The 16,901-nt window shown below is 58.0% G+C and carries 7 protein-coding genes; 4 read left to right on the top strand and 3 right to left on the bottom strand.

The window, feature by feature from the left end:
* Together WH277_RS08110 and WH277_RS08105 are read right to left on the bottom strand one after the other, a co-directional pair.
* On the bottom strand, window positions 1-7,222 hold a 7,222-nt coding region (locus tag WH277_RS08110), incomplete at its 3' end, for a hemagglutinin repeat-containing protein (RefSeq protein WP_339505203.1).
* Between the two features lie 70 nt (window positions 7,223-7,292).
* The gene (locus tag WH277_RS08105) at window positions 7,293-9,017 is read right to left on the bottom strand and encodes a ShlB/FhaC/HecB family hemolysin secretion/activation protein (RefSeq protein ID WP_171149314.1); all 1,725 of its coding nucleotides are present in this window, start codon (window positions 9,015-9,017) and stop codon (window positions 7,293-7,295) included.
* 531 nt (window positions 9,018-9,548) lie between these two features.
* Here WH277_RS08105 and WH277_RS08100 point away from each other — a divergent pair.
* Together WH277_RS08100 and WH277_RS08095 are read left to right on the top strand one after the other, a co-directional pair.
* Window positions 9,549-10,940, top strand: a complete 1,392-nt coding sequence (locus tag WH277_RS08100; RefSeq protein ID WP_167864290.1) for an amino acid permease — start codon at window positions 9,549-9,551, stop codon at window positions 10,938-10,940.
* 12 nt (window positions 10,941-10,952) lie between these two features.
* Complete coding sequence (locus WH277_RS08095; protein WP_159336744.1) at window positions 10,953-11,708, top strand: transporter substrate-binding domain-containing protein; 756 nt, start codon at window positions 10,953-10,955, stop codon at window positions 11,706-11,708.
* A 79-nt stretch (window positions 11,709-11,787) separates the two neighbouring features.
* Here the strand turns inward: WH277_RS08095 and ssb1 are convergent, their stop codons facing one another.
* Entirely contained in the window at window positions 11,788-12,348 is a 561-nt protein-coding gene (gene ssb1 / locus WH277_RS08090) for a single-stranded DNA-binding protein SSB1 (RefSeq protein ID WP_133846976.1), read from the bottom strand.
* 251 nt (window positions 12,349-12,599) lie between these two features.
* Here ssb1 and uvrA point away from each other — a divergent pair, with 251 nt between their 5' ends.
* Window positions 12,600-15,428, top strand: coding sequence for an excinuclease ABC subunit UvrA (gene uvrA / locus WH277_RS08085; RefSeq protein WP_133846975.1), 2,829 nt, complete (start codon window positions 12,600-12,602; stop codon window positions 15,426-15,428).
* A gap of 387 nt (window positions 15,429-15,815) precedes the next feature.
* Window positions 15,816-16,868, top strand: coding sequence for an NAD(P)-dependent alcohol dehydrogenase (locus WH277_RS08080; protein WP_133846974.1), 1,053 nt, complete (start codon window positions 15,816-15,818; stop codon window positions 16,866-16,868).
* Window positions 16,869-16,901 lie beyond the last annotated feature (33 nt).

Below are 16,901 nucleotides of genomic sequence, written 5' to 3'. Positions count from 1 at the left end.
GGTTCGCCGTATCACGGATGACTATCGTGCCCTCGCTCACCGCCGCCTTCGTCGTCGAACTGTCGCTCCCGCTGCCGTTCATTCCCGCCAGCAGGCCGTTGGCCATGTTCCCCACAAACTGACCGGCCACGCTACCGCCCGAGCTGATGCCCACGCTCTGGTGCTCAACCTGGTACTCAGCCCTGTTCTCAATGTTGCTGAAGCCCAGCGTGCCGGTATCCAGCCTGTTCTTATCCGCCGTGGCCGTCGAGCCGATAACCGCTCCGTCCAGCCGGGTATGTTTACCCACGGTGATATCATAGCCGCCGCTGCCCGCAAACACCCCGGTCTGCTCCTGCACCGACTGCCAGCTGCTGTGCATTTTATCCCGGCTGGCGTTAACCGACCCGCTGCCCCCGCTGAAGCTGATGCTGCCCCCGGCGCTGACGCTCTGCTGCTTCGAGTCGTAATAATCTTCATCCTGCTGGCTGCTCAGCGTCAGGTCACGCCCCACGTCCATCACCACCTTCTCGCCGCTCACCTGGGCACCGTGCAGCGTGGCGTCCCGCCCGCTGGTGATGCTCAGGTTGTTACCCGCGTTCACCGTGGTTTCGCTGTGCGTGGCTCCGTTGCCCGTTTCGCTGCCGCGCCCCTTGTTGACCCTGGCGTTGAGCGACAGCCCGTTGGCACCCTGACCAAAGTTTATCCCGACGCCGACCGACGCGCCGTGGCTCTCGTTCTTCCCGTCCAGGCTCTGCGTGTTCTCCGCCGAGACCAGGTTAACGTCACGCGCTGCGTTCAGGCTTACGTCCTTTCCGGCCTGTAGCTGGCTGCCCGCGATGCTGATATCGCCGCTGTCCGGCCCTTTGCCTTTGCCGGTGGCGGTGACGGTCAGGTTGTCGCCCGCCGTCAGGCTGCTGCCCTGCGACTGGCTGCTTTTCGTGGTCGTCTCGCTTTTCGACGACTGGCTGCCGTAAGAAAGGTTAACCCCCACCACGCTGCCTTCGGAGCCACCCGCTTCGGCCAGGCTGTAGGCCTGCGCCCCCTGCACCCCGGACAGCACCGCTTTCGTTCCCTGGAGTGCCTGCAGGCGTCCATCGCCCTCTTTCCTTGCCTGCTGCGCGGTGCTGACGGCGGTATTCAGCGCGCTGCCCACCGCCCCGGAGAGGGCAAGGGTGAAGCCGCTCTGCTTCGATTCGAAGGTCTCGGTACTGGTACGTTTATCATAACCTGGGTCGATCAGCACGCTGTCGCCGGTGATGGCAATATCCTTGCCCGCCACCACATCGGCACCGCCAATATGCGCCCGGTTGCCCGCAGTGATGCTGACATTGCCCTGGCTGCTGCCCACGGTGCTGACGCTCTGGCTCTGCGTGGTGCCTTTTTCATCCACCTGATGGCGCGTTGACTGGCTGCCAACGGTAAAGCCGATGCCGCCGCTGCTCATCAGGCCGCTCTTTTTCTTCTCTTCCAGCAGATAATGCGACTGTGTCTCGGTAGCTGCGACAATATCCACATTGTTGCCCGCGGCGAGGGTGACATCGTTATCGGCGGCGATGGCCGATCCCACCACCGCAAGGTCGCGTCCGGCATTGATGCTGACGCTTTCCCCGCTGAGCAGAGAGCCCTGTTCAAGGGTAGAGCGATCGTCTTTTATCGTGTGGCTGCTGCTTTTTGACAGGAATCCTTTTTTCTCGCTGCGCTCTTCGGAGAACTGCGATTCGCGGTCGGTGGCGCTGCTTATCAGCACGTCCCGTTTCGCCTGCAGCGCGATCGCGCCATCTTCGCTGTGCAGGGTGCTGCCCGCGACTGCAATATCGCCTTCACGAGCGATTACCGTCACGCCTTTCTCGCCGCTGAAGGTGCTGCCGATGCCGCTGTCGCGCACCGTCTCCATCTCACGCTGGCTTTTGGTTTTGCCTTCGCGTTTCTTTTCGCTGTCCTGATCGATGACGACCTGACGCACTTCTTTGATGATCACATCCTGCGCGCTCACGCCGATACTGCCTTTTTGGCTGTCCACCTGCGCACCCTCCACGCGCAGGTTTTTACCGGCCACCAGCGTCACGCCCTGGTCACCGCTCAGGGTGCTGAGCAGCAGGCGATCTTCCTGGCGGGTGTTACTCACCGATGAGGTACTGCTGTTCGCTTTCAGGTGGGTGGTGTTGGTAGTGGTTTCCGCCAGCAGTTTTACATCACCGCCCGCCTGCAGTTGGGTGCTGCCGCCGGCTTTTGCCTGGCTGCCCTGCAGGATAACGTCCTGCCCGGCATTCAGGCTGAGGTTGCCGCCGGCATTCAGAGAGCTGCCTAACGCCTGCTGCCATTCACCGCTCACCTGTGCCTTACGTGAGCCGGCGTCTTCCATGCCATCGCGCGTCCGGTTGCCCATCGCCCCGGAAATCACCTCAAGGCTGGCGGTGTGGCTGCTGCGGGCCGCGCCAATCTCCAGGCTGTTTTGCGCACTCAGGCTGAGGTTCTGTGTGGCATCCAGCTTCGCCCCCTGCAGTTTCACATCGGTGCCGCTCAGGCTGATGTCACTGGCGCTCATCGAGGCCTGGCGCAGGGCATCCTGAAGGTTGGTGCTTAAGGTCAGGTGAGTGGCCTGTACGTTAATACTGTCAGCACGAATATCGCCGCCCTGGTGCAGGAACTGGTCGGCATCAATCTTCAGCGCCTGGTCAGCCACCAGGTTCCCGGCATTGCTGAGGCTGTTGGCCGAGAGTTGCAGGTTGCCACCGGCGATCAGCGCCCCGTCACCTGACAGGCGCACGGTATTGTTGGCCAGATAGACTTTAGGCACCCAGACCGTCTGCGGGCCTTCTGCGCTATCGACCGTTTCACTCACCAGCCAGACGATGTCCTGTTGTAACGCGGCTATCTGTGCTGGCGTCAGCGCCACGCCAGGCACCAGGTGGAAGTCCTGTGCCACTTTGCTGCCGTTGTTCATCAGGTTCTGATACTGCGCCATGGCATCTTCACCTTTCACTGAGGGCCGCCCGGTCAGCGCCAGCATCTGCTCACGGACCAGACGCTGCTCGTAGAAGCCATCGCCCAGGCGCTTGATCACCAGCGCCGGATCGTATCCCACCCGGTCGAGCAGGTAATCACTGCTGATAAACTTGCTGCGGCTGGTAAAGCGCTCGTCGGTCACCACCAGGAAAGGGCTGCCTTTAGCGGTATCCTGGCGGAACAGGCCGTTATTGGGAATGGAGGTCGCCACACGATCGAGCTGCTGTTGATTCGCCAGCGCCAGTTCACCCGGCGTCAGCGGCTGGGTGCCGTCCTCGTTGGCCGTCAGCGGGTTACGTTCCCACTCTTCGCGCCCGGCTTGCGCTGCTTTCTCCGCCGCTGCCACGCTGCTGATTTGCGCCTGATTGACTGTGACGTTCTCAATGCTGGCGCCCTGGATCGTCACCGAGCCATTGCCCGTCATAATGGCATCAATGGTGGTCAGCGCGGTGGTCTCATCGCGATTGAAGGTGGGATACCAGTGGTTAGTGTCACGATCGTAGTGGTCGACGATATGTTCCTGGCGGCGTTCGTTAACCGAATAGCCTTTATTGACGATATTTTTCGCGCCTGCAACATTCAGATCCCCGTTCGCGCTGAGGGTGCTGGCATCATTAAGCAGCTGCCCGTCCACACGCAGCACCATATTGCCGCCCGCCAGAATATGCGCACCGACACCCGCAGACACCAGTTTGTCACGGGTTACCGTGCCAGTGACCGTACGCTCACGCAGGTTGTTGTAATCGCTGACGTACGGTGCATCGGCAATATCAAGATGTTTGTTCGGATCCCACTGTTCCAGCCGTCCCTGGTCGTGTTCTCGCCAGACGGTGTTTTGATACGGTGTTGGCACCGTATTCTGGCGATAGCCACGCGTTTCATAGAACGTCATGGCATAGCTGCCATCCGCATTCGGCTTCAGGGCCAGGTAGTTGACCCACAGATTCGTCATCACCCCTTGACTGTTTTTCACCCGCACCTGGGCGCGTTTGGACCCGGCATCGATAGCCAGCAAGGTGCCGTAGCGATTGCTGGCAGCAGCCGCGTCATCCTTAAAGGTGAGCCGCTGGGTGGTTGGCGTCATGGTGTTTTTGTTGCGACCCACATCTGAACCATATGAGCGCCAGTAGTAGTTGTAGCGATGCCAGCTGTAGTCACTGCTGGCCGCATTACGGGCGATATTCAATCCTTCGCGCAGGTTGTTCAGGCGTTTGGCCTCCACCGTGACATCACCGTCCGCTTCGATGCTGCTGGCGCGATTTTCAATCAGATCATCACTGCCCAGGAAGAGGCTGCCGCTGCTGTAGAGCAGGCCACCATCGCGGTTCGTCAGGCGTTCCCCGCTATGCAGATCCAGACGGTCGGTCGCCGCGATTACCGCAGCATTACCGTGGTTGTCGATCACCCGGCCACGCACGGTGATGTTATCGCCGATCAGGGTCGCCGGGTTGTCCAGCGTATCCACGTTCAGCGTCATGCTGTCGGCTTCCAGTCGCCCACGGTTAAGCAGCAGGCCGGTCGTCAGGTGCAGCGTTTTACCGACCAGCGATCCCTGATTCGTGAAATCCTGGCTGTTAACGATCAGGCCGCCAGGCAGTAGCCAATCCGTCAGGTTGGTCAGCACGCCCGCCACGGAAAGCGTAACAGTGCCGTTGCTGCTGAGGGTGTCGCCCGCACGGTGAGTGTAATCCTGGCGGACCGCGAGATTCAGATCCTGCTGGCTGAGCAGCGTACCGCCCTGGTTGTTGAGAGTGTGGGTCTGAACGCTTAATGTTGCGCCGCTTTGCACCACGCCGCCCTGATTGATCAGATCGAGCGCGGGAACTCCGGCACTGCGTGCGCCCGGATTGCCGCCCTGGATCGTCAGCGCCTGATTCGCCACAACACGTCCCTGGCGGTTATCCAGCGTCTCCAGCAGTGAAAGGGTGAGCGTTCCTGCACTCTGTACACTCCCGGCGCGGTTATCCAGCGTGCGGGCCGTCACATCGGTGTCCGTGGTACCCAGCAGCAGCCCGCCGTCACGGTTATTCAACCGATCCGCCTGTACGGTCAGCGCCTGCTGGCTGCTGATTTTTCCCTGATCCTGATTATTCAACTGCGTCGTATGCACGTCCAGCGCCCGCGTTGCAACCAGCTGGCCGCCCTGGTTGTTGACCTCATTGGCCTCAATCGCCAGTGCATCGCCGCTATGAAGCTTGCCCTGCTGATTATTCAACGTGGCAACATGGTACACACCCTTGCCATAGCTGATCAGCGTGCCGTCCGGGTTATCCAGCTGCTGCGCGGTCAGTTCCAGCCCTGCGCCGCTGCTGAACAGCCCCTGGCGGTTATTAATGTGGTTGGCCACAATGCGCTGATCGTCGCTGCTCCTCACCGTGCCGCCCTGATTGTCCAGCGCGTTATTCACCGTCAGATCAAGCTGCTGGTCGCTGAAGATCAGGCCACCGCGGTTGCCCAGGCCGCCCTCGACCGCCAGCGTCAGATTACCGTTGCTACCCAGAGCGCCATGGGTGTTATCCAGCAAACCGCTGACCTGCCAGTGCTGCGCCGTATCATTGAGTGCCACCAGCCGTCCATTCTGGTTGGTCAGCGTAGCGCTGGTCAGGCTCAACTGCCGGGCTTCAATGCTGCCATCGGTATTATCCAGCTGGCCAGAAAGGGCAAAACGGCTTTCCCCTTCTCCGGTCTGCGACCAGATGCCACGCTGTACGGAGAGACTATCCGCGTTAATGTCCCAGCGGCCCGCGCTCACCTGCGCCTGCTGCGCCGCAACGCTCCCTGCGGTGTTAACGATCAGCTCGGCGCTGTCCACTTTGGCATTTTTTAATGCTACGCCTGCCGCCTGCGCACGGATGTCGGCACGGCGGGCAGCCAGCGTACTCTGGCTGAGATCAACCCGTTGCCCGCTGACCTTCACGTCCTTTTTGCTCAACAGCTTGCCGCTGGCCTGGATATCGCCCTGGCTGGTCAGCGTAAGATCCGCATCCTGCGTCAGGACACTGTTCGCATCACTGCCTGCCAGCAGGTTGCCGCTGCTGGTTATACCGCGTTTTGCTTTCAGTGTGACGTCGCCCGCCGCTGCCAGAGTGCCGGACTGTTTCACATCACCTTCGCGGCTGTCGACGGACAGCGTGCCACCGCTGTGCAGTTTGCCGTGGTGTTCAATGCTGTCCCGGGCCGCCAGCTGAATATCCCCGCCCGCTTCGGTCACCGCCTCCTGTTTGCCAGACTGCCAGGTGAGTTTACCTTCGCTGCTCACTGTCAGCGTTTTCTCAGCCTGAATGTGCCCGCCCTGGTTGCGCACGCCGACGCCCGCTTCCGTCCCGATCATGCGAATATGGCCGCTGTACATGCCGCCCATCTGTCCCATGTCGATCGCCAGTTCAGGCGCCTTGCCGTCGGTGGCCAGCGCACTCACCGTTTTCGCGTCTGCGCTGATGCGGTTCCGGCCTGCGACCACGTTGAGCCCCTGTTTCGCCCACACGCCCGCATTCACGTCGACTGCACGCGCCAGCACGTCAACGTATTCCGTATCATGCCGGGCATCGCCATTCAGCCCGCCGCCTTCAATACGCACGGTGCCGCGCTCCACCTGATAACCCGCCAGGCTGCCATCGGCGTTCAACTGAGTTTTACCGGTCGTCAGCGTCATGCGCCCGGCGTTGATGGTGCCGCAGCCATTGCAGACGATCCCCGCCGGGTTGGCGACGATGACCTGTGCACGCCCGCCTGCGACTTCAAGGAAGCCGCGCAGTTCGCTGGGGTTGCTGCTGTTCACTTCGTTAAGAATCACCCGCGCCGGGGCTGAATTCAGCTTAAGATTCGGGTTACCCTGGATCATCCCCGCCAGTTGGGTCGAGGTCATCGACGCGGAGTTATTGAGGATCGCCCCGCGTTTATCAACGTCAAACTGGCGGTACTGGTTATGCGATACCCCGGAGCGGTTCGGCGCGGCGATGTTCACCTGTGGCAGTCCGTTCTGCGTGGCGATCACCTGCGGGCGCTGGCCCGCAGGTGCCGAGCCGTCGGCAACAATCCCGGCGGCGATCGTCGGCGCGGCAAACAGTGACAGGCCGAGCATCCAGACCACCCGACGTACCGTCACCCACAGACGCGGCGCGCCGATGCCACGGCTCTGGCCGGGCTCACTGCTGCAACTGCGGGCCAGTTCGGACACCACGCGCAGCTCCCCGTGAGTGCGGCTGAAGATAAGGCGATAGCAATGTTTGTTCATAGAAGTCGTCCCTGAAAGAGCACTGTCCGTTCACGTCATAGTGCAGCCGCCGCGAGGGCGGATGGCCGCGTTAAATGTCCAGGTTGAGGCTGAAACCTGCCGTCGCACCTGAAGTATGGAATTGTTCGGGTTTTTGCAGCGGTACCCCGGCAAACAGGTCGTAGCTGAGGTGGCTCAATACAGCACCGCGCACGCCGATGGCGCTCCCTGCCAGCTGGTGCCCGGCCAGATAACGGGTACCGGGGCCGTCAACTCGACCGTAGTCCAGCGCGGCGTACAGCTCATGGCCGCGTGACAGCACATTCCACGCCAGCTCATTACGCCATATCACCCCTTTCTCACCCGACAGGATCTGCTCACCGTCAAAACCGCGTACCGAGTAACGCCCCGCAATTGCTATGCGATCCTGTGGCGTCAGCGGGTTGGCGCTCCACTGGCCGCGTACGCTGGTGACATAACGCCAGGGTTCGCTGCCCAGGGTAAAGGGTTGGTTCAGGCTGATATCGGCCATGGCAATGCCGGTACGGGCGCTGCCGCTCTGGGTATCCTCTTCGGGTGCCCGCAGCGCATTGAAAGCGCCGGTGCCACGCCGCCAGTTGAGGTTGGCATCCAGCGTGGCGTTGCCAAGATAACTGCGCTGATTCAGCCCCAACTCCCAACCCGCCGTACGGCGGCGCTGCTGTTCGATCTCGACGTCCTCCACTGCGTTAGAGGAGTTTCTGCGCCAGAGGCGCATATTGAGGGTGGTTTTATGCAACTGATTGCGGAACAGCAGGCGCGAGAGCGTCAACTGTACGTTGTCGCTCTTTCCGCTGTAGCTCAACACCTCGTTGGCGTTGGCGATATTCTGGTGGTAGGTGTAATTGTTGTAGTTGGCGGCCAGCCCCCAGTAGCCCACAGGCACCGAGTAGTTCAGCGTATGCGAGCGGTTGCCAAAGGGGCCGTGCTGAAACAGATCTTTGCCGATGTTGGCATAGAACAGATCGTTTTGTGCAAAAGGTGCATCCACCGCCAGCGTGGCGGAACCGAGGTAGCGCCCGGTGCTTTTTGAACCGCTGTCGTCCAGCCCCAGGCTGAGGCGAACCGGGCGGCCCTCTTTCCAGTTCACCCGCAGGTCGCTGGTGCCATCCTGCTCACCGGGCAGGATGCTGATATCGGCAGTGGCGCTGGGCACCCGCCGGAAGTTTTCCAACCCCTGCTCAATATCGCGCAGATTCAGCACATCTCCTGAGGATGCCGGTACAGCATTCCACATACGTGCACGCCATGAGACCGGCTCTTCAAACTGCACGCGACCGATGCGTCCGGGCTGTAGCGTCAATGTCAGCACACCTTGGGTCAAATCCTGTTCCTGGGCCATCACCCGGGTGGTGACAAAGCCTTTTGCCAGGATGGCATTCTGCACCTTGTTGATCACCAGCATAATGCCCTGCCCGCCCAGACAACGGCCTTTGGCCCCCTCAGCCGCGTCCAGCGCCCACTGAAAACGGGGTGCGAGATCGCCCTGCAGACGCAGGGAGTGGATCATGAAGCAGGGTTTTTCGTCGACAGGATAGTCAGGGGTCACCGCATCGGGGCGTGCCAGACGGACATCACTGTCCGGCGCATTTTGCTGCTGGAGTGCACGCTCTCGCGCCTGCTGGCGCAGTTGCTCCTGGGCATCCAGCGTTGCGCCCGTACGGGTATCGTTATCAGGGAGTGCTGCCGCGAAGGCGATGGGTGTAGCGGTAATTGCCGCACTCATAAGTAAAGATGTAGCAAATCCCTGCTGAAAGAAACGCAAAAATAAAGTCATGCTAATGTAAGTCCATTTTAAAGGCATGTAACACAATGTAATTTTCGTGCATTATCCATTCAATAAAATGAAAATCAAGCAGGAATGTATCCGTTTTTTATTATTCACACGAAAACGCTTCTGTCTGGATAAGTTAAAATGACTTACCGTTAAAGGTTCAGCTAATTAATAATACAAATGGGTTACTTATCTATTTTAGAATTTGGGATAAGTCATTTGAATTAACGGAAAAACCGCGTTCTTAGAAGAGTTATTCAGTAAGAATGCGCAGAGCGACACATCACCCTGCACCTTTATGGTTCACATCCGTCATTAAAAACGCACTCCCTGCTCAATTCGTGCACAAAAACGCCCTAAAGAGCACAACATCGGTGCATAAGGCGTGTTGCATGCATAGCCTGTGAGTCGAGCGTAAAAATAATTAGTCTTATTTTTCATTGTGTTGAGCATATCGCTCCTTAATAAGCGCTGCCGCTGGCCCGGGAATTGCTAATTACCCTGCAACAAATATCAATACGCTGGGGAGCATATATGGATCACAATCAGTCAGAAGGTCAGCTGCACAGGGGATTGAAAAATCGCCATATTCAGCTGATTGCTTTGGGTGGCGCAATCGGTACCGGGCTGTTTCTCGGTATTGCGCAAACCATCAAAATGGCAGGCCCGTCGGTTCTGCTGGGCTATGCGATTGCCGGCATGATTGCCTTCTTTATTATGCGCCAGCTCGGCGAGATGGTGGTTCACGAACCGGTTGCAGGCTCGTTCAGTCATTTTGCCAACACCTACTGGGGCAGCTTTGCCGGTTTCGTCTCCGGCTGGAATTACTGGGTGCTTTACGTGCTGGTCAGTATGGCTGAGCTCACCGCTGTCGGGATTTACGTTCAGTACTGGTGGCCGGACATTCCGACCTGGGTTTCTGCCGGGGTGTTCTTTGTTGCGATCAACCTCATCAACATGACCAGCGTGAAAATCTACGGTGAGGTGGAGTTCTGGTTTTCCATCATCAAAGTCGCGGCGATTGTCGGCATGATAGGCTTTGGCGCCTGGCTGCTTGCCAGCGGTCATGGCGGCCCTGAGGCCAGCGTCGCTAACCTGTGGCAGTACGGCGGGTTTTTCCCTAACGGGATCAGTGGGCTGGTGATGGCGATGGCCGTGATCATGTTCTCTTTCGGTGGGCTTGAGCTGATAGGCATTACCGCCGCCGAAGCCGATGATCCTCAGAAAAGTATTCCGAAGGCTACCAATCAGGTGATTTATCGCATCCTGCTGTTCTATGTGGGGGCGCTGGCGGTGCTGCTGTCACTCTATCCGTGGCAGAAAGTGGTCGAAGGCGGGAGTCCGTTCGTTCTTATTTTCCACGCACTCGACAGCAATCTGGTCGCGACGCTGCTGAATGCCGTGGTGCTGTCTGCTGCGCTGTCCGTTTATAACAGCTGCGTGTTCAGCAACAGCCGTATGCTGTTTGGTTTGGCGAAACAGGGTAACGCTCCGGCGTCATTATTAAAGATTAATCGTCGCGGTATTCCTTTCAACGCCCTTAGCGTTTCGGCGCTGGTGACCGCCCTTTGCGTACTGCTTAATTACCTGATGCCGGGCAAAGCCTTCGAGCTGCTGATGTCACTGGTGGTTTCTGCGCTGGTGATCAACTGGGCGATGATCAGTATCACCCATCTGAAATTCCGCAGCGCCATGCGCGTTGCCGGGCAGAAAACCCGCTTCGCCAGCCTGGGCTATCCCCTGACCAATATTCTGTGCCTGCTGTTCCTGGCCGGTATTCTGGTGATTATGTTTATGACGCCGGGCATCGCGATTTCCGTCTGGCTGATCCCCGTCTGGCTGCTGGTGCTGACCGTGAGCTATCAGTTAAGAAAAAAGAAAAACACCGCGCATGTGGGCACGATTGTTGAAACCAATAACCTCTGAGACAGGGAAAAAATGAAAACATTATTACCTTTGGTATTGCTGGTTGCCGCCGGGAGCGCCAGCGCAGAATCACATCTGCAAACAGTGGTAAAGCAGGGCACGTTAACTGTCTGTACTACGGGTGATTACAAGCCTTACACCTTCCTGAAACCCGATGGCAGCTATGAAGGGATTGATATCTCGATGGCTGAATCGCTGGCGAAAAGCCTGGGGGTAAAGGTGAACATCGTGAAATCGACCTGGAAGACTCTGACGCCCGATCTGGTGGCAGGCAAATGCGATATTGCGATGGGCGGAATTTCGGTCACGCTGGCGCGTCAGCAGCAGGCTTTCTTTGCCGAGAAGATCGACGTTGACGGTAAAATCCCGCTGGTACGCTGCGCGGATGTGAAAAGGTATCAAACGATTGAGCAAATCAACAAACCCTCAGTACGCCTGATCGAGCCGGCAGGCGGCACTAACGAGGCTTTTGCCCACGCTTTCTTACCGAAAAGCACGCTGACGCTCTCTCACGATAATGCCGGCATCTTCCAGCAACTGGTCGACAAAAAGGCCGATGTGATGATAACCGAGGCATCTGAAGCGCTGTATCAGAAGAAGTCGCACCCGTCGCTTTGCGCGGTGAACCCTGATAAACCGATGCAGTATGGCGAGAAGTCTTACATGCTACCGACCGACGATATCAGCTGGAAGCTTTACGTCGACCAGTGGCTGCATCTGTCCCGCGCCACCGGTGAGTATCCCGCCATCGTCGCCCACTGGATGTGACGAATGCGCTGATTGCGTGCATAAAAAAAGAGGCCATCAGGCCTCTTTTTTTATGCTTTAAGCAACATACATTCCGTATTTAGAAAGGAATGTCGTCGTCAAAGTCCATTGGGGGTTCATTGTTGGCAGGCGCACTGTTCTGCTGTGGTGCCTGCTGCGGGCGAGACTGCTGCGCGCCGCCGCTGAACTGGTTGCCGCCCGGTGCGCCGCCCTGTGGCTGCTGTGGCTGGCCCCAACCGTTGTTACTGCCGCCGCCCTGACCGCCACCTGCTGGTGCGCCGCCGCCCTGAGCACGACCGCCCAGCATCTGCATGGTGCCGCCAACGTTAACCACGACTTCGGTGGTGTACTTCTCAACGCCAGCCTGGTCAGTCCATTTACGGGTCTGCAGTGCGCCTTCGATATAAACCTGAGAACCCTTACGCAGGTATTCACCCGCCACTTCGGCCAGTTTGCCGAACAGCACAACACGGTGCCACTCAGTCTTCTCTTTGGTTTCACCGGTTTGCTTGTCACGCCAGCTTTCGGAGGTGGCCAGAGTAATGTTGGCAACGGCACCGCCATTTGGCATGTAGCGAACTTCCGGGTCCTGACCCAGATTTCCGACTAAAATTACTTTGTTTACGCCTCTGCTGGCCATGTTGCTGTCTCCGGTTAAATGTTCTGACTTAAGTCTAAGCGCAAAATTCTATCATGGCATACCCCCAGATCCTACATTTAGGAGATGCCTCGAAAAACACCGCTGTTCGTTGCAGTATTACATCGCTCTGTATGGCATTCTACGCCAAAACACTGGTTATCCATTCAGGTTTTTTTGTGCCATACTAACGCGTTTCTTTCTGGCCGTGCCGGGCAGGCATGGTGAGGTTTGTGCTAATCCGGGAATTGTGAATGGATAAGATCGAAGTACGGGGTGCCCGCACCCACAATTTGAAAAACATTAACCTGACCATCCCGCGCGACAAACTGATCGTCGTTACGGGCCTGTCAGGCTCTGGCAAGTCCTCGCTGGCGTTTGATACGCTGTACGCAGAAGGGCAACGCCGCTATGTCGAGTCGCTATCGGCCTATGCGCGCCAGTTCCTTTCCTTGATGGAAAAACCAGACGTCGACCATATCGAAGGGCTGTCACCGGCGATTTCGATTGAACAAAAATCGACCTCGCACAACCCGCGTTCCACCGTCGGCACCATCACCGAAATTCATGACTATCTGCGCCTGCTGTTTGCTCGCGTGGGTGAGCCTCGCTGCCCGGACCACGATGTCACGCTGGCAGCACAAACCGTCAGTCAGATGGTGGATAATGTGCTGGCGCAGCCTGAAGGCCGCCGTCTGATGCTGCTGGCACCGATCGTGAAAGATCGTAAGGGTGAACACACCAAAACGCTGGAAAACCTGGCAAGCCAGGGCTACATCCGTGCGCGTATCGACGGTGAAGTCTGCGATCTGTCCGATCCGCCGAAGCTGGAACTGCAGAAGAAACACACCATTGAAGTGGTGGTTGACCGCTTTAAGGTGCGTGACGATCTGGCCCAGCGCCTGGCAGAGTCGTTTGAAACTGCGCTCGAACTGTCCGGTGGTAGTGCGGTCGTCGCGGATATGGATGACACCAGCGCCGAAGAACTGCTGTTCTCAGCCAACTTTGCCTGCCCGATTTGTGGCTACAGTATGAATGAGCTGGAACCGCGCCTGTTCTCCTTCAACAACCCGGCCGGGGCTTGCCCGACCTGTGACGGGCTGGGCGTTCAGCAGTATTTTGATCCTGACCGCGTGGTGCAGAACCCTGAGCTGTCACTGGCGGGTGGTGCCATTCGCGGCTGGGATCGCCGTAACTTCTACTATTTCCAGATGCTGCGCTCGCTGGCTGAGCATCTGGAATTTGATATCGAAGCGCCGTTCAGCTCGCTCAGCGACTACAACCGCAAAGTGATCCTGTACGGCTCAGGCAAAGAGAACATCGAATTTAAGTACGTCAACGACCGGGGCGATACCTCGGTGCGCCGCCATCCGTTCGAAGGCGTACTGCACAATATGGAACGCCGCTATAAAGAGACGGAATCGTCCGCGGTGCGCGAAGAACTGGCGAAATATATCAGCAACCGCTCCTGTACCAGCTGCGGCGGTACACGTCTGCGTCGTGAAGCACGCCACGTCTTCCTGGAGAACACCACGCTACCGACCATCTCAGATATGAGCATCGGCCATGCGATGGAGTTTTTCCAGAATATGAAACTCAGCGGCCAGCGCGCGCAAATCGCTGAGAAAGTGCTGAAAGAGATTGGCGACCGCCTGAAGTTCCTGGTGAACGTTGGCCTGAACTATCTATCGATGTCGCGTTCGGCGGAAACCCTCTCCGGCGGTGAAGCGCAGCGTATCCGTCTTGCCAGCCAGATCGGTGCGGGCCTGGTGGGCGTGATGTACGTGCTGGATGAGCCCTCTATCGGCCTGCATCAGCGTGACAACGAGCGTCTGCTGGAAACCCTGGTGCATCTGCGCAATCTGGGCAATACCGTGATTGTGGTTGAGCACGATGAAGATGCCATCCGCGCGGCCGACCATGTGATTGATATCGGCCCCGGTGCCGGGGTGCATGGCGGACAGATCGTCGCAGAAGGGACGGTGGATGACATCATGGCGGTGGAGTCGTCCCTGACCGGGCAGTACCTCAGCGGCAAGCGTGGCATCGCCATCCCGAAACAGCGCGTTAAGGGCGATCCGGCGAAGGTGCTGAAGCTGACCGGCGCCAGCGGTAACAACCTGAAGGACGTCACACTGACACTGCCTGTCGGGCTGTTTACCTGCGTGACCGGCGTGTCCGGCTCCGGGAAATCGACGCTGATCAACGATACTCTGTTCCCGATTGCCCAGCGCCAGTTGAACGGCGCCACTATTGCCGAAGCTGCACCGTACCGTGATATCTCTGGGATGGAGCATTTCGATAAGGTGATCGACATCGATCAAAGCCCTATCGGGCGTACGCCGCGTTCAAACCCGGCCACCTATACCGGGATCTTCACCCCAGTGCGTGAACTGTTTGCCGGGGTGCCGGAGTCACGTACACGCGGCTATACGCCGGGGCGCTTCAGCTTTAACGTGCGCGGTGGGCGCTGTGAAGCCTGTCAGGGTGATGGCGTGATCAAGGTGGAGATGCACTTCCTGCCGGATATCTACGTGCCCTGTGACCAGTGCAAAGGCAAACGCTATAACCGTGAAACACTGGAAGTGAAATACAAGGGTAAGAGCATTCACGAAGTGCTGGAGATGACCATTGAAGAAGCCCGTGAGTTTTTCGATGCCGTTCCTGCGCTGGCGCGTAAGCTGCAAACCCTGATGGATGTCGGCCTGTCCTATATTCGTCTCGGGCAGTCGGCCACCACGCTCTCCGGTGGTGAAGCGCAGCGCGTGAAGCTGGCGCGTGAGCTGTCGAAACGCGGCACAGGTCAGACGCTGTACATCCTTGATGAACCCACCACCGGCCTGCACTTTGCCGATATAGAGCAACTGCTGGAAGTGCTGCACCAGCTGCGCGACCAGGGCAACACCATCGTGGTGATTGAGCACAACCTTGATGTGATCAAAACCGCTGACTGGATTGTTGACCTCGGGCCGGAAGGCGGCAGCGGTGGCGGCGAGATCCTCGTGTCCGGTACGCCGGAAACAGTGGCAGAGTGCGAACGTTCGCACACCGCGCGCTTCCTGAAGCCGCTGTTACAGCGTTAATTATTTGGGCGAGGCATCGGACAATGCATCGGGCGAGGCGTGCCGCGCCCCTACGATTACGGTTTTACGGTTGTACGGTTGTACGGTTGTACGGTTGTACGGTTGTACGGTTGTACGGTTGTACGGTTGTACGGTTTTCGTAGGGGTCGGGCATGCCCGACCCGCTATCACGAACGGTATTTTTCTCCGTGGTTTGCTGCACTTTTCTTACAATCGCCACAAAATTTTGCAGAAACAGGCAAGACTTAGCGAGTTTTGGATATACCCCCTTCACCATTATCTGACTATGCTTAACCTTCATCATTTTGCGGAGAAGGTGACGCTATTCCACTGCCTGCTCCCACCCTCACGGCCACTGCGCCACATCATCAATAACTGGAGAGACCAATGAATATTACGCATGCTTATGCCGCCCAGGACGCGAAATCGAAACTGGCTCCGTTTGAGTTTCAGCCACGCGAACTGCGTGAACATGATGTGCAGATCGAGGTGTTGTTCTGCGGCGTTTGCCACTCTGACCTGCACCAGGCACGCAATGAATGGCGCAACACCATTTTCCCGGTCGTGCCAGGCCATGAGATTGTGGGTCGCGTGACGGCAGTCGGCGCACACGGCCATAAATACAAGGTGGGCGATCTGGTTGGCGTGGGCTGTATGGTCGACAGTTGTCGTACCTGTGACAGCTGTAAAGAGGACCTGGAGCAGTACTGCGAAGAAGGCTTTGTTGGCACCTATAACGGCGAAGACCGCATCAACGGCGATATCACCTTTGGGGGTTATTCCACCCAAGTAGTAGTGCATGAAGACTTCGTACTGCGCGTGCCTGAAAATCTCGATCCGGCCGGTGCCGCGCCACTGCTGTGTGCCGGGATCACCACCTTCTCGCCACTGCACCACTGGGGCGTGGGCCCGGGTAAAAAAGTCGGTATCGTAGGCCTGGGCGGCCTCGGCCATATGGGCGTAAAAATTGCGCATGCCATGGGCGCGCACGTCGTACTGTTCACCACCTCGCCATCTAAAATTGAAGACGGTAAGCGCCTGGGCGCAGATGAAGTCGTGATCTCGAAAGATGCCGACCAGATGGCGCAACATGCCAACAGTTTTGACTTCATTCTTAACACGGTTGCTGCACAGCACGATCTGAACCCGTTTATCACCCTGCTGCGCCGCGATGGCACCATGACGCTGGTCGGTGCGCCGGAACATGATCATCCGTCACCGCAGGTGTTTAATCTGATCTTTAAACGCCGCAGCATTGCGGGTTCACTGATTGGCGGGATTAAAGAGACTCAGGAGATGCTGGATTTCTGCGGTAAGCACAACATCACCTCCGATATTGAGATGATCAATATTAATCAGATCAACGAAGCCTATGAGCGTATGCTGAAAAGCGATGTGAAGTACCGTTTCGTGATTGATATCGATACATTGCGCGCGTAACCAGAAGACAAAGCGGGCGGCCCTGTTCAGGGC

Origin of the sequence: Erwinia sp. MYb416, assembly GCF_037479575.1 — a bacterium.
Lineage (GTDB): Bacteria > Pseudomonadota > Gammaproteobacteria > Enterobacterales > Enterobacteriaceae > Erwinia > Erwinia rhapontici.
The sequence above is the reverse complement of the archived record's forward strand: the minus strand, read 5'-3'. Positions and strand labels throughout refer to the sequence as shown.